The 17,374-nt window shown below is 70.0% G+C and carries 13 protein-coding genes and 1 pseudogene; 3 read left to right on the top strand and 11 right to left on the bottom strand.

What is annotated here, in order from left to right; translation table 11 throughout:
- Positions 1-57 precede the first annotated feature (57 nt).
- The 4 genes and pseudogenes from infB to rimP form a co-directional block, all read right to left on the bottom strand.
- Complete coding sequence (infB, locus tag ACIA1L_RS01135; protein ID WP_396070258.1) at positions 58-3,117, bottom strand: translation initiation factor IF-2; 3,060 nt, start codon at positions 3,115-3,117, stop codon at positions 58-60.
- Between the two features lie 97 nt (positions 3,118-3,214).
- Positions 3,215-3,537: pseudogene (locus ACIA1L_RS01130) on the bottom strand (YlxR family protein).
- Positions 3,538-3,589: 52 nt separating this feature from the next.
- Positions 3,590-4,606, bottom strand: a complete 1,017-nt coding sequence (nusA, locus tag ACIA1L_RS01125) for a transcription termination factor NusA (protein WP_396070256.1) — start codon at positions 4,604-4,606, stop codon at positions 3,590-3,592.
- Positions 4,603-5,286 carry a ribosome maturation factor RimP gene (rimP, locus tag ACIA1L_RS01120; RefSeq protein ID WP_396070255.1) on the bottom strand — a complete coding sequence of 228 codons (684 nt, stop codon included), beginning with the start codon at positions 5,284-5,286 and terminating at the stop codon, positions 4,603-4,605. Before rimP ends, nusA begins: the two co-directional genes overlap by 4 nt.
- A gap of 242 nt (positions 5,287-5,528) precedes the next feature.
- Here rimP and ACIA1L_RS01115 point away from each other — a divergent pair, with 242 nt between their 5' ends.
- Together ACIA1L_RS01115 and ACIA1L_RS01110 are read left to right on the top strand one after the other, a co-directional pair.
- Entirely contained in the window at positions 5,529-5,975 is a 447-nt protein-coding gene (locus ACIA1L_RS01115) for a hypothetical protein (RefSeq protein WP_396070254.1), read from the top strand.
- Complete coding sequence (locus tag ACIA1L_RS01110) at positions 5,972-6,403, top strand: ferritin-like domain-containing protein (protein ID WP_396070253.1); 432 nt, start codon at positions 5,972-5,974, stop codon at positions 6,401-6,403. The genes ACIA1L_RS01115 and ACIA1L_RS01110 overlap by 4 nt, the downstream gene beginning before the upstream one ends.
- Here the strand turns inward: ACIA1L_RS01110 and map are convergent.
- Positions 6,390-7,247, bottom strand: coding sequence for a type I methionyl aminopeptidase (map, locus tag ACIA1L_RS01105; protein ID WP_396070252.1), 858 nt, complete (start codon positions 7,245-7,247; stop codon positions 6,390-6,392). The two genes, ACIA1L_RS01110 and map, sit on opposite strands and share 14 nt — an antisense overlap.
- Positions 7,248-7,337: 90 nt before the next feature.
- On the opposite strand from map, the gene ACIA1L_RS01100 reads away from it, so the two are divergent.
- Positions 7,338-7,655, top strand: coding sequence for an STAS domain-containing protein (locus tag ACIA1L_RS01100; protein WP_396070251.1), 318 nt, complete (start codon positions 7,338-7,340; stop codon positions 7,653-7,655).
- Here ACIA1L_RS01100 and ACIA1L_RS01095 read toward each other — a convergent pair.
- The 6 genes from ACIA1L_RS01095 to ACIA1L_RS01070 form a co-directional block, all read right to left on the bottom strand.
- Positions 7,642-11,349, bottom strand: a complete 3,708-nt coding sequence (locus ACIA1L_RS01095; RefSeq protein ID WP_396070249.1) for a SpoIIE family protein phosphatase — start codon at positions 11,347-11,349, stop codon at positions 7,642-7,644. The genes ACIA1L_RS01100 and ACIA1L_RS01095 overlap by 14 nt on opposite strands.
- Positions 11,350-11,474: 125 nt before the next feature.
- Positions 11,475-12,224, bottom strand: coding sequence for a gamma-glutamyl-gamma-aminobutyrate hydrolase family protein (locus tag ACIA1L_RS01090; protein ID WP_396070248.1), 750 nt, complete (start codon positions 12,222-12,224; stop codon positions 11,475-11,477).
- A gap of 208 nt (positions 12,225-12,432) precedes the next feature.
- Positions 12,433-13,143, bottom strand: coding sequence for a gamma-glutamyl-gamma-aminobutyrate hydrolase family protein (locus ACIA1L_RS01085; protein ID WP_396070247.1), 711 nt, complete (start codon positions 13,141-13,143; stop codon positions 12,433-12,435).
- 654 nt (positions 13,144-13,797) lie between these two features.
- The gene (locus ACIA1L_RS01080) at positions 13,798-14,562 is read right to left on the bottom strand and encodes a 3-oxoacyl-ACP reductase (protein WP_396070246.1); all 765 of its coding nucleotides are present in this window, start codon (positions 14,560-14,562) and stop codon (positions 13,798-13,800) included.
- Between the two features lie 11 nt (positions 14,563-14,573).
- Positions 14,574-15,935, bottom strand: coding sequence for an aldehyde dehydrogenase family protein (locus ACIA1L_RS01075; RefSeq protein ID WP_396070245.1), 1,362 nt, complete (start codon positions 15,933-15,935; stop codon positions 14,574-14,576).
- Between the two features lie 78 nt (positions 15,936-16,013).
- On the bottom strand, positions 16,014-17,360 hold the full coding sequence (locus tag ACIA1L_RS01070; protein ID WP_396070244.1) for a glutamine synthetase family protein: 1,347 nt from the start codon (positions 17,358-17,360) through the stop codon (positions 16,014-16,016).
- Positions 17,361-17,374 lie beyond the last annotated feature (14 nt).

Below are 17,374 nucleotides of genomic sequence, written 5' to 3'. Positions count from 1 at the left end.
AGTAAAGACAACGGCCCCCGGTGCTCTCGCACCGGGGGCCGCATCAGGCCGGAGCTCTTACGAGCGCGGCTTCTCGCGCATCTCGAAGGTCTCGATCACGTCGCCGGTCTGCGGCGTGCCGAAGCCCTGCAGGGTCAGACCACACTCGAAGCCCTCGCGGACCTCGGTGGCGTCGTCCTTGAAGCGCTTGAGCGAGCTGATCGTGACGTTCTCCGCCACCACGACACCGTCGCGCAGGATGCGCGCCTTGGCGTTGCGACGGATGAGGCCGGACCGGACCATACAACCCGAGATGAGACCGATCTTGGACGAGCGGAAGACCTCGCGGATCTCCGCCGTGCCCAGCTCGACCTCTTCGTACTCGGGCTTGAGCAGGCCCTTGAGCGCCGCCTCGATCTCCTCGATGGCCTGGTAGATGACGCTGTAGTAGCGAATCTCCACGCCGGCGCGGTCGGCCATTTCCTTGACCTTGTTGGAGGCCCGGACGTTGAAGCCGATGATCGTCGCGATCTGCTCGGACGAGGCCGACGCCAGGTTGACGTCGCTCTCGGTGATCGCACCGACGCCGCGGTGGATGACCTTGAGCTGGATCTCGTCCGGAATCTCGATCTTGAACAGGGCGTCCTCGAGCGCCTCCACCGAACCGGAGGAGTCACCCTTGATGAGCAGCGTGAGCGAGGTCTTCTCGCCCTCCTTGAGCTGCTCCATGAGCGTCTCGAGAGTGGCCCGGCCGCGCGAGTTGGCGAAGCTCGCCGCGCGGCGACGTGCCTGCCGCTGCTCGGCGATCTGCCGCACCGTGCGGTCGTCCTCGGCGGCGAGGAACGTGTCGCCCGCGCCCGGCACCGAGGTCAGACCCAGCACCAGGACCGGACGAGCCGGCTCGGCCTCGGCCACGGTGTTCCCGTTCTCGTCGAGCATGGCGCGGACGCGGCCGTGCGCGCCACCCGCCACGATCGAGTCGCCGGCCCGCAGCGTGCCCTTCTGCACCAGGACGGTGGCGACCGCACCGCGGCCCTTGTCCAGGTGCGACTCGACCACGACACCCTGGGCGGGGCCGTCGATCGGAGCGGTGAGCTCCAGCGACGCGTCGGCGGTCAGCAGCACGGCCTCGAGCAGGTCGTCGATGCCGATGCCGGGCTTGGCGGCCACGTCGACGAACATCGTGTCGCCGCCGTACTCCTCGACCAGCAGGCCGTAGTCAGCGAGCTGCTGACGGACCTTCTCCGGGTTGGCGTCCGGCTTGTCGACCTTGTTGACCGCGACCACGATCGGCACCTCGGCGGCCTTGGCGTGGTTCAACGCCTCGACCGTCTGCGGCATGACGCCGTCGTCGGCGGCCACTACGAGGATGACGATGTCCGTCGCCTGGGCGCCACGGGCACGCATGGCGGTGAACGCCTCGTGACCCGGGGTGTCCAGGAACGTGATCGCCCGGTCCTCGCCGTTGTGCGGGACAATGACCTGGTAGGCGCCGATGTGCTGGGTGATGCCACCCGCCTCGCCGGCGACCACGTTGGTCTTGCGGATCGCGTCGAGCAGCTTCGTCTTACCGTGGTCGACGTGACCCATGACGGTCACGACCGGCGGCCGGGTGACGAGGCGGTCCTCGGCGATCTCGGCGTCGAGGTCGATGTTGAACCGCGACAGCAGCTCGCGGTCCTCGTCCTCGGGGCTGACGATCTGCACGTCGAAACCGAGGTGCTCACCGAGCAGCAGCAGGGTGTCGTCGGAACACGACTGGGTCGCCGTGACCATCTCGCCCAGGTTGAACATCTCCTGGACCAGCGAACCCGGGTTGGCGTTGATCTTGTCGGCGAAGTCGGAGAGCGACGCACCGCGGGACAGCCTGATCTCCTGGCCGCTGCCGCGAGGCGCGCCCGAGCTCATCTGCGGAGCCGACAGGTTGTCGAACTCTTGACGCCGCTGCTTCTTCGACTTGCGACCGCGGGTCGGCCGGCCACCCGGACGCCCGAAGGCACCCGCGGCACCGCCGCCACGGCCACGGCCGCCACCACCGGGACGACCCGGGGCACCGCCCACGGGACCGCCGCCACCGGGACGGAAACCGCCGCCGGCACCGGCACCACCGCCGCCACCGGGACCACCGCGGTAGCCACCGCCACCGCCGGCGCCCCCACCGGGACCGCCACGGTAACCGCCGCCACCGCCGCCGCCACCGGGACCGCCGCGGTAGCCACCGCCGCCGCCACCGGGACCGCCGGGACGCGCGCCCGGACCGCCGGGACGGCCACCGGGACCGCCACGACCGCCGCCGGGACCGGCAGGGCGCTGCGAAGGCATGGACGCGGGGCTGGGCCGCGGCGGCATCGACGCCGGGCTCGGCCGCGGCGGCATGCCGGGCTGGTTGGGACGCGGCATCGCCGACGGGGTCGGCCGAGCGGCGCCACCGGAGACACCGAACGGGTTGTTACCGGGACCACGCGCCGGCGGACGCGGCGAACCGCCCGGACCGGGACGACCCGGCGCAGGGGCGCCCGGCGCACCGGGACGAGTGGCCGCGGGCGAACCGGGACGTGGCGGAACCGTGCCCGGGCCCGGGGGACGCGGGCGGGAAGTGCCCTCGGCCGGGGGCTGCTGCGCCCGACGCTCGGCATCGCGGGTGCGAGCGGCCTGGGCCGCCTTCACCGCTGCTTCCTGCTCGGCCTTCAGAGCCGAGGCGCGCGCCTCGGCGGCCGCCACCTCGATGTCGTGGGCACTCGCCGGCTTGGCGACCGGACCGGGCACGGGGCCCGGACGGCCGGGAACCGCCGGCTTGGGCCGGGCCAGCGCACCGGGACTCGGCGCCGGGGACGTGGGTGCACTGGGTGCACCCGCGGCCGGGGCGGCGGGCCGACGCGGCGGCTGCGGCCGTGCGGTTGCGGGATTGGGACGGGGCGCGCTGGGCGCGGGGGCGCTCGGGGCTGCCGCGGCGGGAGCCGCCGGAGCGGCACCGTCCTGGGCGTCGAGGGCGCCTCGCAGCCGCCGGGCCACGGGGGCCTCGACCGTGCTAGACGCGGATTTGACGAACTCGCCCATCTCCTTGAGCTTGGCGAGAACGGTCTTGCTGTCGACCCCGAGCTCCTTCGCGAGCTCGTGTACGCGGGCCTTACCTGGCACTGCACTCCTCACTTCGAGGTCGTGCGAGCCGGAAAAACCCGCAGCGACCTCACTCCTGCACTTGAAGCCTGGTCATTTCAGGGACTTCATCGTGTGCTCATGTCGGTCGTCCTACCTTGCTGGGTCGTGACGGGACTCTGACGCTCCGTCAGCGGTCGTTCCGGGTGGCATGACCACGCGGATGTGCTCGGCAAGCAAGCCGGTGTCAGCAACACCGGTGAGACGCAACGCCCGCCCGAAGGCGCGACGCCGCTCCGCCTGCGCGAAGCAAGCCGGATCAGGATGCAGGTGCGCTCCCCGACCCGGCAGTCGACGGTCCGGATCGGGCTCCAGCCGGAAAACAGCTCCGACCGGCACCGCGACGAACCGCAGTAACTGGGAGGTCAGCACGCGTGAGCGACAGCCGATGCAGGTTCGCATCGGGCCGACCTCCGAAAAGTCTACCCCTCGGACGCGGGATCCGCGTATCCGGTCAGCTTCCGGTCTCGGCGGCATCCCGCTCCGCAGTCGTCGCCGGCTCGTTGTCGGGGCGGATGTCGATGCGCCAGCCGGTGAGCCGAGCCGCGAGGCGGGCGTTCTGCCCCTCCCGGCCGATCGCCAGCGAGAGCTGGAAGTCGGGCACGATCACCCGCGCGGTCCGGCTCGCGAGGTCCACGACCTCCACCCGCAGCGCCTTGGCCGGCGACAACGCGTTGCCGACGAACTGCGCCGGGTCGTCCGACCAGTCGATGATGTCGATCTTCTCGCCGTGCAGCTCGCTCATCACCGCACGCACCCGCTGACCCATCGGCCCGATGCACGCACCCTTGGCGTTGACGCCGGGCACCATCGAGCGGACCGCGATCTTCGTACGGTGACCAGACTCACGCGCGATGGCGGCGATCTCCACCGTCCCGTCGGCGATCTCCGGCACCTCCAGCGCGAAGAGCTTCTTCACCAGCGCCGGGTGGGACCGCGACAGGGTGACCTGCGGGCCGCGGAAGCCCTTGGCGACGTGCACGACGATCGCGCGGATCCGGGAACCGTGCTCGTACGTCTCGCCGGGCACCTGCTCGGCCTGGGGCAGCACCGCCTCGATCTTGCCGAGGTCGACGATCACGATGCCCTTCTCGGCACGCGCGGCGTCGGCCTGCACGATGCCGGTGATCAGGTCACCGTCGCGGCCGGCGTACTCGCCGAAGTGCACCTCGTCGGTGGCCTCGCGCAGCCGCTGCAGGATGACCTGCTTGGCCGTCATGGCCGCGATGCGGCCGAAGTCGTGGGGAGTGTCGTCCCACTCCCGCACGATCGTGCCCTCGGCGTCGAGCTCCTGGGCGTAAACCAGCGCCGCGCCGTGCTTGCGGTCGATCTCCACCCGGGCGTGACTTTCCGCACCGTCGGTGTGCCGGTACGCGGTCAGCAGCGCGGTCTCGATCGCCGCGAGGATCGTCTCGAACGGGATCTCCCGCTCGCGCTCCAGGGCGCGCAGCGCCGCGAGGTCGATGTTCATCTGTCCCCGCCCTCCCCATCCTCGTCGTCTTCGATTAGGTCGTCATCTTCTGCATCGTCTTCGCCGTCATCGTCGTCTTCATCGTCTTCGTCGGCGAAGACCGCCTCGTCGAGGCGTTTGAACTCGATCTGCACCCGGCCTGGGCCCAGGTCGGCGTAGGCCGCCTCGGTCACCTTGCCGTCGCTGTCCAGCACGATCCCGGCGTCGTCGGCTGCCGTGATGCGGCCGGTCACCGTACGCCCGGCGACGGCGACCGTCACGAGGCGGCTGACGTTGCGCCGCCAGTGTCGCGGCAGGGTCAGCGGCCGGTCCACGCCCGGCGAGCCGACCTCGAGCTGATATTCGCCGGCCAGCACCTCGCCGCCCGACTCCTCGGCCGCGTCCAGCGCCGCCGAGATCTCCCGGGACACCACCGCGACGTCGTCCAGGCTGATCCCGCCGTCGGCGTCCACCAGCACGCGAACCACGTGCCGCCGGCCTGCGCGAGACAGGTGCACTTCTTCGAGGTCGTACCCGGCCGCCGCGACCACCGGCTCGATCACCGTCTGGACCCGCGCGCGAGCCGCCACCAGGTCGATCCGCGGCGCGGCGGGCGGGCGCTGCTCCTCGGCGGCGTCCCGGCCCCGGTTCCCCGAGCGACGGTTAGCCGGCCGGGCTCCGGCGCGACCACGCTGCGTCATCGGACCCAACCCTTCTGTTTGTGTCCGGCGAGGTCAGGTGCGCCCCACCGGTGGTTCACCGGAAACGCCGGCATGCCACCGGGCCCAAGTCCCCGGAGGCTGACGCAGAGCGTAACGCGCCCGGCTCCCGACCCGGCCGCCGCCGCACCGATTCCGCGCCATGCGCAGGTCAGCGACCACCCCACCGGGCGGCGACGACCGGCCGCCGGGGCTACGAGCGGCGATGGTGTTGACTGGCGGGCGTGAGAAGACGTCAGCTCCTGGGCGTGGCCGCGGGAACGGCCGTGGGTGTGTCCGCGGTCGCCGGGTGCAGCCTCTTCGATGACGATCAGGACCCGGCGCCCGAGCCTGACGCGCTGCAACCCCTGCTCGATGAGGCCATCCGACTGGCCGCTGGCTACGACCGCGCTATTGCCGCCGATCCGTCGCTGCGGGACCGGTTGAGTCCCCTCGCCGACGATCATCGGGCGCATGTCACCGAGTTGTCGGCACTCATCGGCGTGACCGCCCCGTCCACCGCCGCGTCCGCCCCGCCGGGCGGCGCCCAGTCGCTCGCCGCGCTGCGTAAGGCCGAGCAGACCGCGCAGAAGACCGCCGTCACCGCCTGTGGTCAGGCTCCGGCCGACCGCGCGGCCCTGGTCGGCTCGATCGCCGCCGCCCGCGCCGCGCACGCCGAGGTGCTGCGATGAACGCCCAGCTGGTGGCCGCCCTGGCTGCGGAAGAGGCGGCCATTTACGCGTACGGGGTGTTGGGCGTCAAACTCGGCGGCGACGGCGACGTGACCCAGGCCCGAGCCGCGGAGGCGGTGCACCGGAACCGCCGCGACGTGCTGGTGAGCAAGATCGCGGCAGTGCAGGCCAGCGCGGCCGCAGCGCCGGCCGGCTATCAGCTGCCGTTTCCGGTGAACGATCGGGCGAGCGCGGTGAAGCTGGCGATTCAGGTCGAGGACGGCGTGGCCCAGGCGTGGCGGGCTGTCCTGCCGGTCACCGAGGGCGGCGACCGGTCCACCGCGTTGAGCGCCCTCACCGACGCTGCCGTCCGGGCGGCCCGCTGGCGCCGCCGCGGCTCCGTCACTCCGACGACGCTGGCCTGGCCCGGACGCCCTACGGGAGGGTGAGGATTTCGTAGCCGTCCTCGGTGACGACGAGGGTGTGCTCGAACTGGGCCGTCCATTTGCGGTCCCGGGTGACGACCGTCCAGCCGTCGTTCCACATCTCGTACTCGTACGTGCCGAGCGTGATCATCGGCTCGATGGTGAACGTCATGCCGGGCTCCATCACCGTGGTGAGTCGCGGGTTGTCGTAGTGCGGGATGTAGAGCCCGCTGTGGAATGTCTCACCGATGCCGTGGCCGGTGAAGTCACGCACCACGCCGTAGCCGAACCGGCGGGCGTACGCCTCGATCACCCGGCCGATGGCGTTGATCTGTCGCCCGGGCGCCACCGCGCGGATGCCGCGCATCATCGCCTCGTGGGTGCGCTCGACCAGCAGCCGGGCTTCCTCGCTGACGTCGCCGACGCAGAAGGTCGCGTCCGTGTCACCGTGCACACCCCCGATGTACGCGGTGACGTCGACGTTGATGATGTCGCCGTCCTCGAGCACCGTGCTGTCCGGGATGCCGTGGCAGATCACCTCGTTGAGCGAGGTGCAGCAGGATTTGGGGAATCCCTTGTAGCCCAGCGTCGAGGGGTAGGCCCCGTGGTCGACGAGGAACTCGTGCACGACACGATCGATCTCGTCGGTGCTCACGCCCGGCTTGCAGTGTTCCCCGGCGAGCTGGGTGGCCTGCGCGGCAAGCCGGCTCGCGAGCCGCATCTTCTCGATCGTCTCGGGGGTCTGCACGTGCGAACCGCGCCACTCTTTCGGGCGCCTTTTGCCGACGTACTCGGGCCGGACGATCTGCGGCGGTACCGCCCGGGTGGGCGTCTGCTTTCCGGGGGTGAGCGGGGCACGAACGGTCATACCGACAGCCTATCGCCGCCGATGTGTCTGATCCGCGGAGCGTGCACCGGTTGTTGCCGCCGCCAGAACCGCTGTGTAATCGTGGCTAGCGTGGATCAAGACGACATGGCGAGCTTCTTCTCGGCCACCACGTCGGTGGTCGGCGACCGGGCCACTGTGCTGGTGACCGGAGAGGTGGACATGTCGACCGCGGACCGGATGTTCCAGGCGGCGACCGGCGAGGGCACCCGTGCCGCCACTCTCGACCTGCGCGCGGTCACCTTTTTCGACTCCGCCGCTATCCACACCCTGCTCCGCCTCGCCGAACGGTTCCCGACGACCCTCGAGGTGATCCCTTCCGCACAGGTCCGGCGGGTGCTCGACATTTCCGGCCTGAGCGGCCAGCCCTGGCTGGTCAAGCCCGACTGAAGGGCCGCCGCAGGGTGACCGACGTGCCGGCCTCGGAGCGGGTCACCGACAGGTCGGCCAGCGCCCCGATCAGGGCGAGCCCGCGACCGCGGAAGCTCGGGCCGGTTGCCGGGCGCCAGCTCCCGGTGTCCCGGACGGTCGCCGTCACCGCGTCCTCGTCCAGCGAAACGCGGACCGTGACTACCGGTTCGACCGGGTCGACCGGATGTTCGATCGCGTTGGCCGCCGCCTCCGACACCGCCACGAGCAGGTCGAAGATGTCGTTCTCCGGCACCTGGTTGCCGGTGAGGAAGTCCTCGACCCGCCGGCGCAGCACGGTAAGCTTCGTCGCATCGGCCGGCAATCGCAGCTCCAGTTCGCGCGGCTCGGTGACCTGCAGGGCCAGCAGTGCGATGTCGTCTCGGCGTGCGTGCCGGGCTGCCTTGCCGAGCAGGCCGTCAAGAAGATCCTCGACGTGGTCGGCGCTCTGGGCCAGGTCGGCGCACACCTCGGCAAGCCCCTCATCGATGCCCTTGCGCCGGTCCTCCACCAGCCCGTCGGTGTAGAGCAGCAGTCGGTCGCCAGGCGCCAACTCGGTGCGCAACGTCGGATACACCGAGTCGCCAAGCGCGCCGATCGGCGGCCCCAGCGCCGACGTGAAGAGAAAATCCCCGACCTGGCCGGGCGCCGCCCGCACCGGCGACGGGTGGCCGGCCGCGGAGAAATGCAATTCCCGGGTACGCGGATCGAACCGCACGCACACCACGGTCGCGAATTGCCGCTGACCCAGGTTGTCCACCAGCCGGTTGAGGCGGGTCAGGGCCTCGCCACAATCGAAACCCTCGAGAATGTACGCCCGCAGCGCGTTACGCAGCTGCCCTATCCCCGCGGCGGCCTGCACACCCTTGCCGACCACGTCACCGATGACGAGGAAGAGCTGGTCGCCGGGGGCGTGGATGACGTCGTACCAGTCGCCGCCCACCTCGGCTTCGCTGCTGCCGGGCAGGTATCGGCTCGCCACGATCGCGCCGGGCATGCGGGGCAGCGACTGCGGCAGCAGGCTGTGCTGCAACGTGCTGGCGATGCGGTGCTCGGCCTCGTAGAGCCGGGCGTTCTCCAGCCGCAACCCGATGAGCCGGGCCAGTTGGGTGAGCAGCACCGGCTCGGGCGCGCCGTCCGGGCCGGACCAGACCGACAGCTCACCGAGGATGACCCCCGACGTGTCCGGCAACGGCAGCACCGCGTCGGCTACCGCGGCCAGCTCGACTGTTCCGCCGACCGCTTCGGCGCGGGCTCCGGGCGCGGTCACCACGACCCGGCCTGCGGAGGTCATCGCCGCCACGTGCCGGGCCGCGACGTCGAGCACCTCGGCGGTCGTGCGTACGGTATTGACGGCCGCCGCCGCGTCGACCAGACCGCGCAACCGGCTGATGATCTGTCGGCGCACCTGGCCCAGCTCGAGGTTGGCCCGCACCCCCGCCGTCAGGTCCCGCACCGAGAACGGCTTGACCAGATAGTCGTCGGCGCCCGCGGCGAGACCCTCGACTGAGGACTCTTCGCCGGCCCGGGCGGACAGCATGACAATCGGCACGTCCCGGGTACGCTCGTCGGCCCGCAACGCCTCGATCAGCCCGAACCCGTCCAGCCGCGGCATCATCACGTCCGTCAGCACCAGATCGAACGGCAGCGCCCGGGCCTGTTCCAGCGCCTCCCACCCGTCTTCCGCCGTCGTCACCTCCCAGTACGGCCGCAGCAGCCGCGCGACGTGATCCCGCAGATCGGCGTTGTCATCGACGAGCAGCACCCGGCCCTGCCGTGCCGCCTCGACCTCGCCTGGCGGCACCGGCGGCCCTGGCTCAGACCCGGTGTCCCCGAGCCACCAGTGCGCCTCCTCCACATAGAGCCGTGACTGCTCGTCGGGCGCCGCAGCGGAGTGCTCCGCAACGATTTGGTCGGCGGGCAGGTGTGCCGTACCGAGCGGCACGGTCACGGTGAACGTGCTGCCCACGCCGAGTTCACTGCGCGCGGTTGCTGTGCCGCCGTGCATCTCGGCTAGCTCGCGGACCAGGGAGAGGCCGATGCCCGTACCCTCATGGCTGCGAGACCAGGCCCCGGTGACCCGGTGGAAGCGGTCGAAGAGCGACTGTTGATCGTCGGCGCTGACGCCGGCGCCGGTGTCTTCGACCTCCAGCACGGCCGCGCCGGTCGGTGCGGTGGCGGGGTGTTCGCGCAGCCGGACGGTGATGTGGCCGGCGCGGGTGAATTTGAGCGCGTTGGAGAGCAGGTTGAAGACGATCTTCTCCCACATTTCCCGGTCGACGTGCACCGGCCCGGTCAGCGGCGGGCAGTCCACCCGCAGCTCGAGTCCCGCCCGCTCGATGGCGGAGGAGAAGGAGCTGGACAACCGCATCGTGTAGTCGGCCAGATCGGTGGGCCGGAATTCGGCCCGCAGCCGCCCCGACTCCAGCCGGGAAAAGTCGAGCACGGTGTTGACCAGCTTCAACAGGCGCAATCCGTTGCGCTGCATGGGAATCAGCCGGTCCCGCAGTTCACTGTCGAGCTCCCGGCGGCCGAGCAGGTCTTCCAGCGGACCCAGGATCAGCGTCAGCGGGGTCCGGAACTCGTGACTGACATTCGAGAAGAAGTTCGTCTTCGCCGCGTTGAGCACCGCCAGCTCCGCCGCCCGCCGACGTTCCTCTTCGTACGTTCGCAGATTCGTCACGGCCCGCGAGATTTGCGCGGCGACCAAATCCAGGAAGTCCCGATAGGTGTCGTCCGGCGCCAGGTAACGGCTCACTCCGACCACGAGCGCACCGGTCCCCACGGGGAGGACGAAAGCCTCGTCGGCGGCCGATGGGGGCGGCGCATCGATAAGCGCGGTAAGCGGTGTCGTCGCGGGCCGACCGCTGCGCACCACCTCGTCGACGACTTGCCGGGCCGCGTCAGTCAGCGCCCTCGCCGCCTCCTTCGCCGTGGCCTGGCGCTCCCCGTCCGCTGTCTCCTCGGCGCCGGCCACATATAGGGCTGCATCGTCGCCGGAACCATGCGCTTCGTCGCCGGAACCGTGCGCTTCTTCGCCGGAACCGTGCAGGTACAAGGCCGTGATCGGCAGGTCGTCCCGGTTTTCGGCGAGGACCTGCACCGCCCGGCTGCCCAACTCCGCCTGGTTCGTCGAACCCGTCAGCAGGGAGCCGATCCGACTCAGCGTGCGCACCCGACGATCGCCCAGCACGCGGCGCGTGGTGTCGCTGACGATGCAGAACACCCCGCCGACCGTGCCGTCAGCCCGCCGGATCGGATCGTAGGAGATATCGAAGTAGGTTTCCTCGAGGAACCCGTGCCGCTCCAGCATGAACGGGTGATCAGCGGCGTAGAACGCCTCGTCGGCTGCGGCCACCCCGGCGAAGAGGTCATCGAGCAGCGACCACGTCTCGGCCCACATCTGGTTGCCGGGCCGCGCCAGATGCCCTGGATGTTTGCTGCCCATGGTCGCGATGTAGGCGTCGTTGTAAAGCGCGCACCGCTCCGGCCCCCAGAAGAGCACGATCTGCGCCTTTGAGGCGAGCAGCCGTGCCACGGCTTCCGCCAGCTCGGTGGGCCACCGGTGCGGCTCGCCCAACGGGGTCGCCGCCCAGTCCAGAGCCAGCATCCGGCGACCCATCTCGCCGCCGCGCTCGAACGCCGTCCGGAGCCGCTCCGGCAGCGCGCCCCCCATGCGTCCTCCCGTGTGTCCCGCCGGTCGCGATCCGCGCCGAACCCCACATGGGCACGGTAACGGAATCGGCGCCGACCTGCCGGGCGGCACCGCCCGGATGCGCTGGGCGGACAGAGAGAACGGAGTCAAGCAGCGAGGCCGGTGCGACCCAGACCCGACCGGCGGGCGGCGGCCTCCGCCAGCGCCGCGAAGACCCGGAGATCGCCGGTGCGTTCCGGATGCCACTGCACGCCCAGCGCAAACGACGCGTCGCGCTTCTCGACGATCTCCACGATCTGGTCGTCGGGACACCAACCGCTGACGGTGAACGTACCCGGATCGTCGATGGCCTGGTGATGGAAGGAATTCACCGTGAGCTGTGCCCCTAACAGACTCATGGCCCGCGAGCCCCGCTGCACGACCACGTCATGCCGGCCGAACGAGGCCGAGTCCGCAGCGAGCGGATCGGTGCCGGGCGACGCCCGATGCCGATCATGCCCGACGAGATCAGGCAGATGCTGGTGCAACGAACCGCCGGTCGCCACGGCCATCAGCTGCATGCCCCGGCACACACCGAGCACCGGCAGGTCGGCGGCGAGGGCAGCCCGCATCAGCATCAGCTCGGAAAGATCACGGACCGGGTCGGCGTCGGTCGCCGGATGCGGCTCGGCACCCCAGTGCACCGGGTCCAGATCCCCACCGCCGGCGAAGCAGATGCCGTCCAACGACTCGATCACGTCGGTGCCGGGATCGTCGGGGGTGATCAGCACGGCTCGGCCTCCGGTGGCGTGCACGGCTTTGACGTAGGACAAGGGCAGCATCCCGGCCATAACGTCGTTCCCGTTGTACTGCACGTTCTCGGCGTACGAGGTCAGTCCGATCAGGGGCCTGCGCATGTGGTGCAATCCCTCCTTGGTCTTCAGCTCACCATTCGGCGGCACATATCTTGTTTTCCTTAACCAGCGCCACCGCGAACAATCTGTTGATCACCAACGATTTCTCCGAGCCGGAGAATATTCCCGGTTGCCACGAGATTTTCCCGACAAAGAACGCCATTCGCGGTACCTGTTTCCAACAATCCGACCGGTAGGAGAATTCCGGCGTTCACCCCATCGAGTGCCGAACTCCCGGTTCGGACGCGGCCGCCGTGAGTGCACCAAACAACCGCTTGTCCCGGACGACTTCGGGGTGCCATTGCACACCGAGGACGAACCTGCGCCGCGGATCCTCGACCGCTTCCACACACCCGTCGTCCGCCCAGCCGGTCACCACCAGCGAACCCGCCTCGGCGACCCCCTGATGGTGATAGCACCGCACGGCGCGATCGTCACCCATGAGCGCGGCAATCCGACTGCCCGCAACGAAGCTCACTTCCTGCCGCCCGTAAACCGCGGGCGCCGGGCGATGCCGCTCGTGGCCGAACACGTCAGGTAGATGCTGGTGCAGCACTCCCCCAGCGGCAACAGCGAGCAGTTGCATGCCCCGGCAGATCCCCAACACCGGCAGGTCACGCTCCAGCGCGGCCCGCGCCAGCAGCAACTCCCCTGAGTCTCGATCTGGCCGTGTGTCGGTCAAGGGCTCGGCCTGCGCACCGTACAGCTCGGGGTCGACGTCTGCGCCGCCGCTGAGCACCAGCCCATCGAGCACTCGCACCACATCGGCATCAAGGTCATCAGGAGGCAGCAGCACCGCCCGACCGCCGGCATCCGTCACCGCCGCGACATAGTCGTACGGCACGAGCGCCGAGGTCAGATCGTGCCAGACAGCCCAGGAGGCGGGCTCCACATAGGTGGTGATGCCGATGACAGGGCGCACCAATCCAACCTAGCGATCAGCGGGCGGCGATCAAGCCCCCCCAACTAGGCGATCCCCAACCAGGCAATCCCCCAACCCAGACCCGGACCCGAGCGGCACCACCACACCCACCCGCGCCCGCCACCCGGTCACCAAGACACCCAGCGGCGCTCTGCAGCACCAGATCAGGCAGCACCACATCAGGCGGCACCATCACCGAGTGGCACCAACACCGAGTGGCACAAACACCGGGTGGCATCAGGCGGCACTAACGAGCGCGCGGCGCCCGCCCCTTGGGGATGGCGCCGCGCTCGGGCCCGTGCATCCCGCCAGCGCAGCGATCGAAGCGTGCACCCGCGGGGATTCGACCCCTGCACGCTGCCAGAGCAGCGCGTGAACGATCGGTGCCCGCGGACTGATCGGCTTAAACAAACCCGCGCGATTCGGTTGCTCCAGATCGCGAACCGCCCACGCAGTCGGTTGCTCCGAGTCGCGAACCGCCTCCGCGATCGGTTGCTCGCCAACCACGAACCGCCCACGCGATAAGGCCGCTCGCCAACCACGAACCGCCCACGCGATAAGGCCGCTCGCCAACCACGAACCGCCCACGCGATAAGGCTGCTCACCAACCACGAACCGCCCACGCGGTCGGTTGGCGGCGGCGTTGGCGTGCACTCAGAGCGGGGTCACGTAGGCCCCCGTGATGCCGCCGTCGACGACGAACTGGGCTGCCGTCATGAAGGAGGCGTCGTCGCTGGCCAGGAAGGCCACCGCTGCCGCGATCTCCTCGGGCTCGGCGAAGCGGCCCATCGGGACGTGCACCAGGCGCCGGGCCGCGCGTTCCGGATCTTTGGCGAAGAGGTCCATGAGCAGCGGCGTCGCGACCGGGCCGGGGCACAGTGCGTTGATCCGGATGCCTTCGCGGGCGAACTGCACGCCGAGCTCGCGGGTCATGGCAAGCACACCGCCCTTGCTCGCCGTGTACGCGATCTGCGACGTCGCGGCACCGAGGAGGGCAACGAACGACGCCGTGTTGATGATCGAGCCTTTGCCCTGCCGCTGCATGTGCGGGATCGCGTACTTGCAGCAGAAGAAGACGCTCGTGGTGTTGACCTTGAGTACGCGTTCCCAGGCCTCGATGCCGGTGACCAGGATGGAGTCGTCGTCGGGCGGGGAGATGCCCGCGTTGTTGAAGGCGATGTCCACACGCCCGTGCCGCTCGGCCACCCCGTCGAAGAGGGCGCGCACGGCCTCCTCGTCACTGACGTCGCACGCGACGAACTCTCCACCCACCTCGTCGGCGGCCGCCTTGCCCGCATCCGCCGAGATGTCGACGCACACCACCGTGGCCCCTTCGGCGGCGAACCGGCGGGCAGTCGCGAGGCCGATGCCGCTGCCGGCCCCGGTGATGACGGCGACCCGATCCTGCAAACGCTGCATGCGCGAACCTCTCAGCTATCCGTGGCGATGAAAACGTTCTTGACGTCGGTGAAGCTCAGCGGCGCGTCGGGGCCCAGCTCGCGGCCGAGCCCGGACTGCTTCATGCCACCGAACGGCGTCCAGTAGCGCACCGACGAATGCGAGTTGACGCTGAGGTTGCCGGCATCGACGGCCCGGGACATCCGCACGGCCCGGCCGAGGTCGCGGGTCCACAGGGAGCCGGAGAGGCCGTACTCGGTGTCGTTAGCCAGCTCGATCGCCTCGGCCTCGTCCCGGAACGGCATGACCGACAGCACCGGCCCGAACACCTCTTCGCGCCAGTGTGCGTCGCTGGACGAGCGGGCGAGCAGCACGGTGGGCGGGAACCACCAGCCGTCGCCGGACGGCGCCTCACCGGTGAAGGCGACCTCCGCCGCGGCGGTGTACGCGGCGACCTTGTCGCGGTGGGCTGCCGTGATCAGCGGGCCCATCTCGGCGGTGTCCAGGCTCGGGTCCTGCACCCGGAACGCCTTCACCGCCGGCTCGAGCAGGGCGAGGAAGCGCTCGTACACCGACTCCTGCACGAGCAGCCGCGACCGGGCGCAGCAATCCTGCCCGGCGTTGTCGAACACCGCGCTGGGGGCGGTGGCAGCGGCCTTTTCCAGGTCGGCGTCGGCGAACACGATGTTGGCGCTCTTGCCACCGAGTTCGAGGGTGACCCGCTTCACCTGGTCAGCGCAGCCAGCCATGATCGATTTGCCGACCGCGGTCGAGCCGGTGAAGCAGACCTTGCGGACGGCCGGGTGCGTCACGAACCGTTGCCCGACAATGCTTCCCTTGCCGGACAGCGCCGTGAAGACGCCTTCCGGCAGTCCCGCCTCGAGCGCCAGCTCGCCGAGGCGCACCGCGGTCAACGGGGTCACCTCGGCCGGCTTCAGCACGACGGTGTTGCCGGCAGCCAGCGCCGGCGCGAACCCCCAGCCCGCGATCGGCATGGGAAAGTTCCACGGGACGATGATGCCGACCACGCCGAGCGGCTCGTGGAAGGTGATGTCGATGCCGCCCGGCACCGGGATCTGCCGCCCCGACAACCGCTCCGGGGTGCCCGCGTAATAGTCGAGGACGTCCCGAACGTTGCCCGCTTCCCAGAGCGCATTGCCGATCGTGTGTCCCGCGTTGCGCACCTCCAGCTCCGCCAGCTCCGCACGGTGCTCGTCGACCACCACCGCGAACCGCCGCAGCAATCGCGCCCGGTCTCCCGGTGCCACCTGTCGCCACGCTGCGAAAGCCCGCTGCGCCCGCTCGATGGCGGCATCGGTCTCGGCCAACCCGTGCGACGGCACGGCCGTCAGCACGGCGCCGGTGGCCGGATTGATCACCTCAGTGCTGTCCACGCCCCACCTTCCTGGTCAAGCCGGGCAACGTCGTTCTGGTCAAGCCGGGCAACGTCGTTCTGGTCAAGCTGGGGCGCCTCAGAGCCGCTCGAAGCCACGGCGCAGCTCCCAGTCCGTCACGGCGGCGTCGAAAGCGGTCAACTCCACCTTCGCCATGTTCGCGTAATGCGCCACCACTTCGCCTCCGAACGCCGCATTCGCCACCGCGCCGCGCTCCCACAGCTCCAGCGCCTCCCGCAGGGTCGTCGGCACCCGGGGCGCGGTGCTGTCGCCGTACGCATTGCCGGAGAATTCGTCCTCCAGCGACAGCTCGTTCTCGATGCCGTGCAGTGTTCCGGCGACGAGCGCCGCGATGGCCAGGTACGGATTGACGTCGCCGCCCGGCACCCGGTTCTCCACCCGCATCCCCTGGCCGTGCCCGGCGATGCGCAACGCGCAGGTCCGGTTGTCGACGCCCCAGCGCAGGGCGGTCGGGGCGAACGAGCCGGGCTGATACCGCTTGTAGGAGTTGATGTTGGGCGCGAAGAGCAGGCTGAACTCCCGCATGGTGGCGAGCAGCCCGGCGAGCACCCGCTGGCCCGTCTCGGAGAGGTGGGCGGGGCCGGCACCGAGCATCGCCGACTGTCCGTCCGGTCCGCGCAGCGAGAAGTGGATGTGGCAGGAGTTGCCTTCGCGGGCGTTGGGCTTGGCCATGAAGGTCAGCGCCATGCCCTCCTGAGCCGCGATCTCCTTGGCGCCGTTCTTGTAGATGACGTGGTTGTCGGCACTGGTCAGCGCATCGGCGTACCGGAAGGCGATTTCGTGCTGCCCGAGGTTGCACTCGCCCTTCGCACTCTCGGGGACCAGTCCCGCGCCGGCCATGTCGTTGCGGATGCGGCGCAACAGCGGCTCCACCCGGGCGGTGCCGAGCAGCGAGTAGTCCACGTTGTACTGGTTGGCCGGCTCAAGATCACGGTAGTTCTTCGTGAAGGCCTGCTCGTAGGTGTCGCGGTAGAGAACAAATTCCAGTTCGGTTCCCGCGTACGCCGAAAGCCCGTGCTCGGCCAACCGATCGAGCTGGCGCCGCAGGATCTGCCGGGGTGACGCGAAGACCGGCGTGCCGTCGGTGGTTTCGAGATCGGCGAGGACCAGCGCGGTGCCGGGCTGCCACGGAACGGGGCGCAGTGTGCTGAAGTCCGGTCGCATCACGAAGTCGCCGTAGCCGCTGTCCCAGGAGGACATGGCATATCCGTCGACGGTGTTCATGTCGACGTCGACGGCGAGCAGGTAGTTGCAGCCCTCGCTGGCGCCGGCGGACACCTCGTCCATGAAGTAGCGGCCGTGCAGCCGTTTGCCCTGCAAGCGGCTCTGCATGTCGGTGAGCGCCAGCAACACCGTGTCGATGCTGCCACTGTCGACGGCGACGGCGAGGTCCTCGAGATCCATGGGTGCAGTCCTAT

The organism is Actinoplanes sp. NPDC051859 (assembly GCF_044452725.1).
In the GTDB taxonomy this organism is placed as follows: Bacteria; Actinomycetota; Actinomycetes; order Mycobacteriales; family Micromonosporaceae; genus Actinoplanes.
Note: the sequence above shows the minus strand (reverse complement) of the source record. Positions and strands in the feature narration are given on the sequence as shown.

Excerpts from the sequence above, each read along its gene's own strand:
- ACIA1L_RS01080 (WP_396070246.1), bottom strand. The coding sequence starts at position 14,562 with ATGCAGCGTTTGCAGGATCGGGTCGCCGTCATCACCGGGGCCGGCAGC.
- ACIA1L_RS01070 (WP_396070244.1), bottom strand. The coding sequence starts at position 17,360 with ATGGATCTCGAGGACCTCGCCGTCGCCGTCGACAGTGGCAGCATCGAC.
- ACIA1L_RS01095 (WP_396070249.1), bottom strand. The coding sequence starts at position 11,349 with ATGGGGGGCGCGCTGCCGGAGCGGCTCCGGACGGCGTTCGAGCGCGGC.
- map (WP_396070252.1), bottom strand. The coding sequence starts at position 7,247 with ATGACCGTTCGTGCCCCGCTCACCCCCGGAAAGCAGACGCCCACCCGG.
- rimP (WP_396070255.1), bottom strand. The coding sequence starts at position 5,286 with ATGACGCAGCGTGGTCGCGCCGGAGCCCGGCCGGCTAACCGTCGCTCG.
- ACIA1L_RS01110 (WP_396070253.1), top strand. The coding sequence starts at position 5,972 with ATGAACGCCCAGCTGGTGGCCGCCCTGGCTGCGGAAGAGGCGGCCATT.
- nusA (WP_396070256.1), bottom strand. The coding sequence starts at position 4,606 with ATGAACATCGACCTCGCGGCGCTGCGCGCCCTGGAGCGCGAGCGGGAG.
- ACIA1L_RS01090 (WP_396070248.1), bottom strand. The coding sequence starts at position 12,224 with ATGCGCAGGCCCCTGATCGGACTGACCTCGTACGCCGAGAACGTGCAG.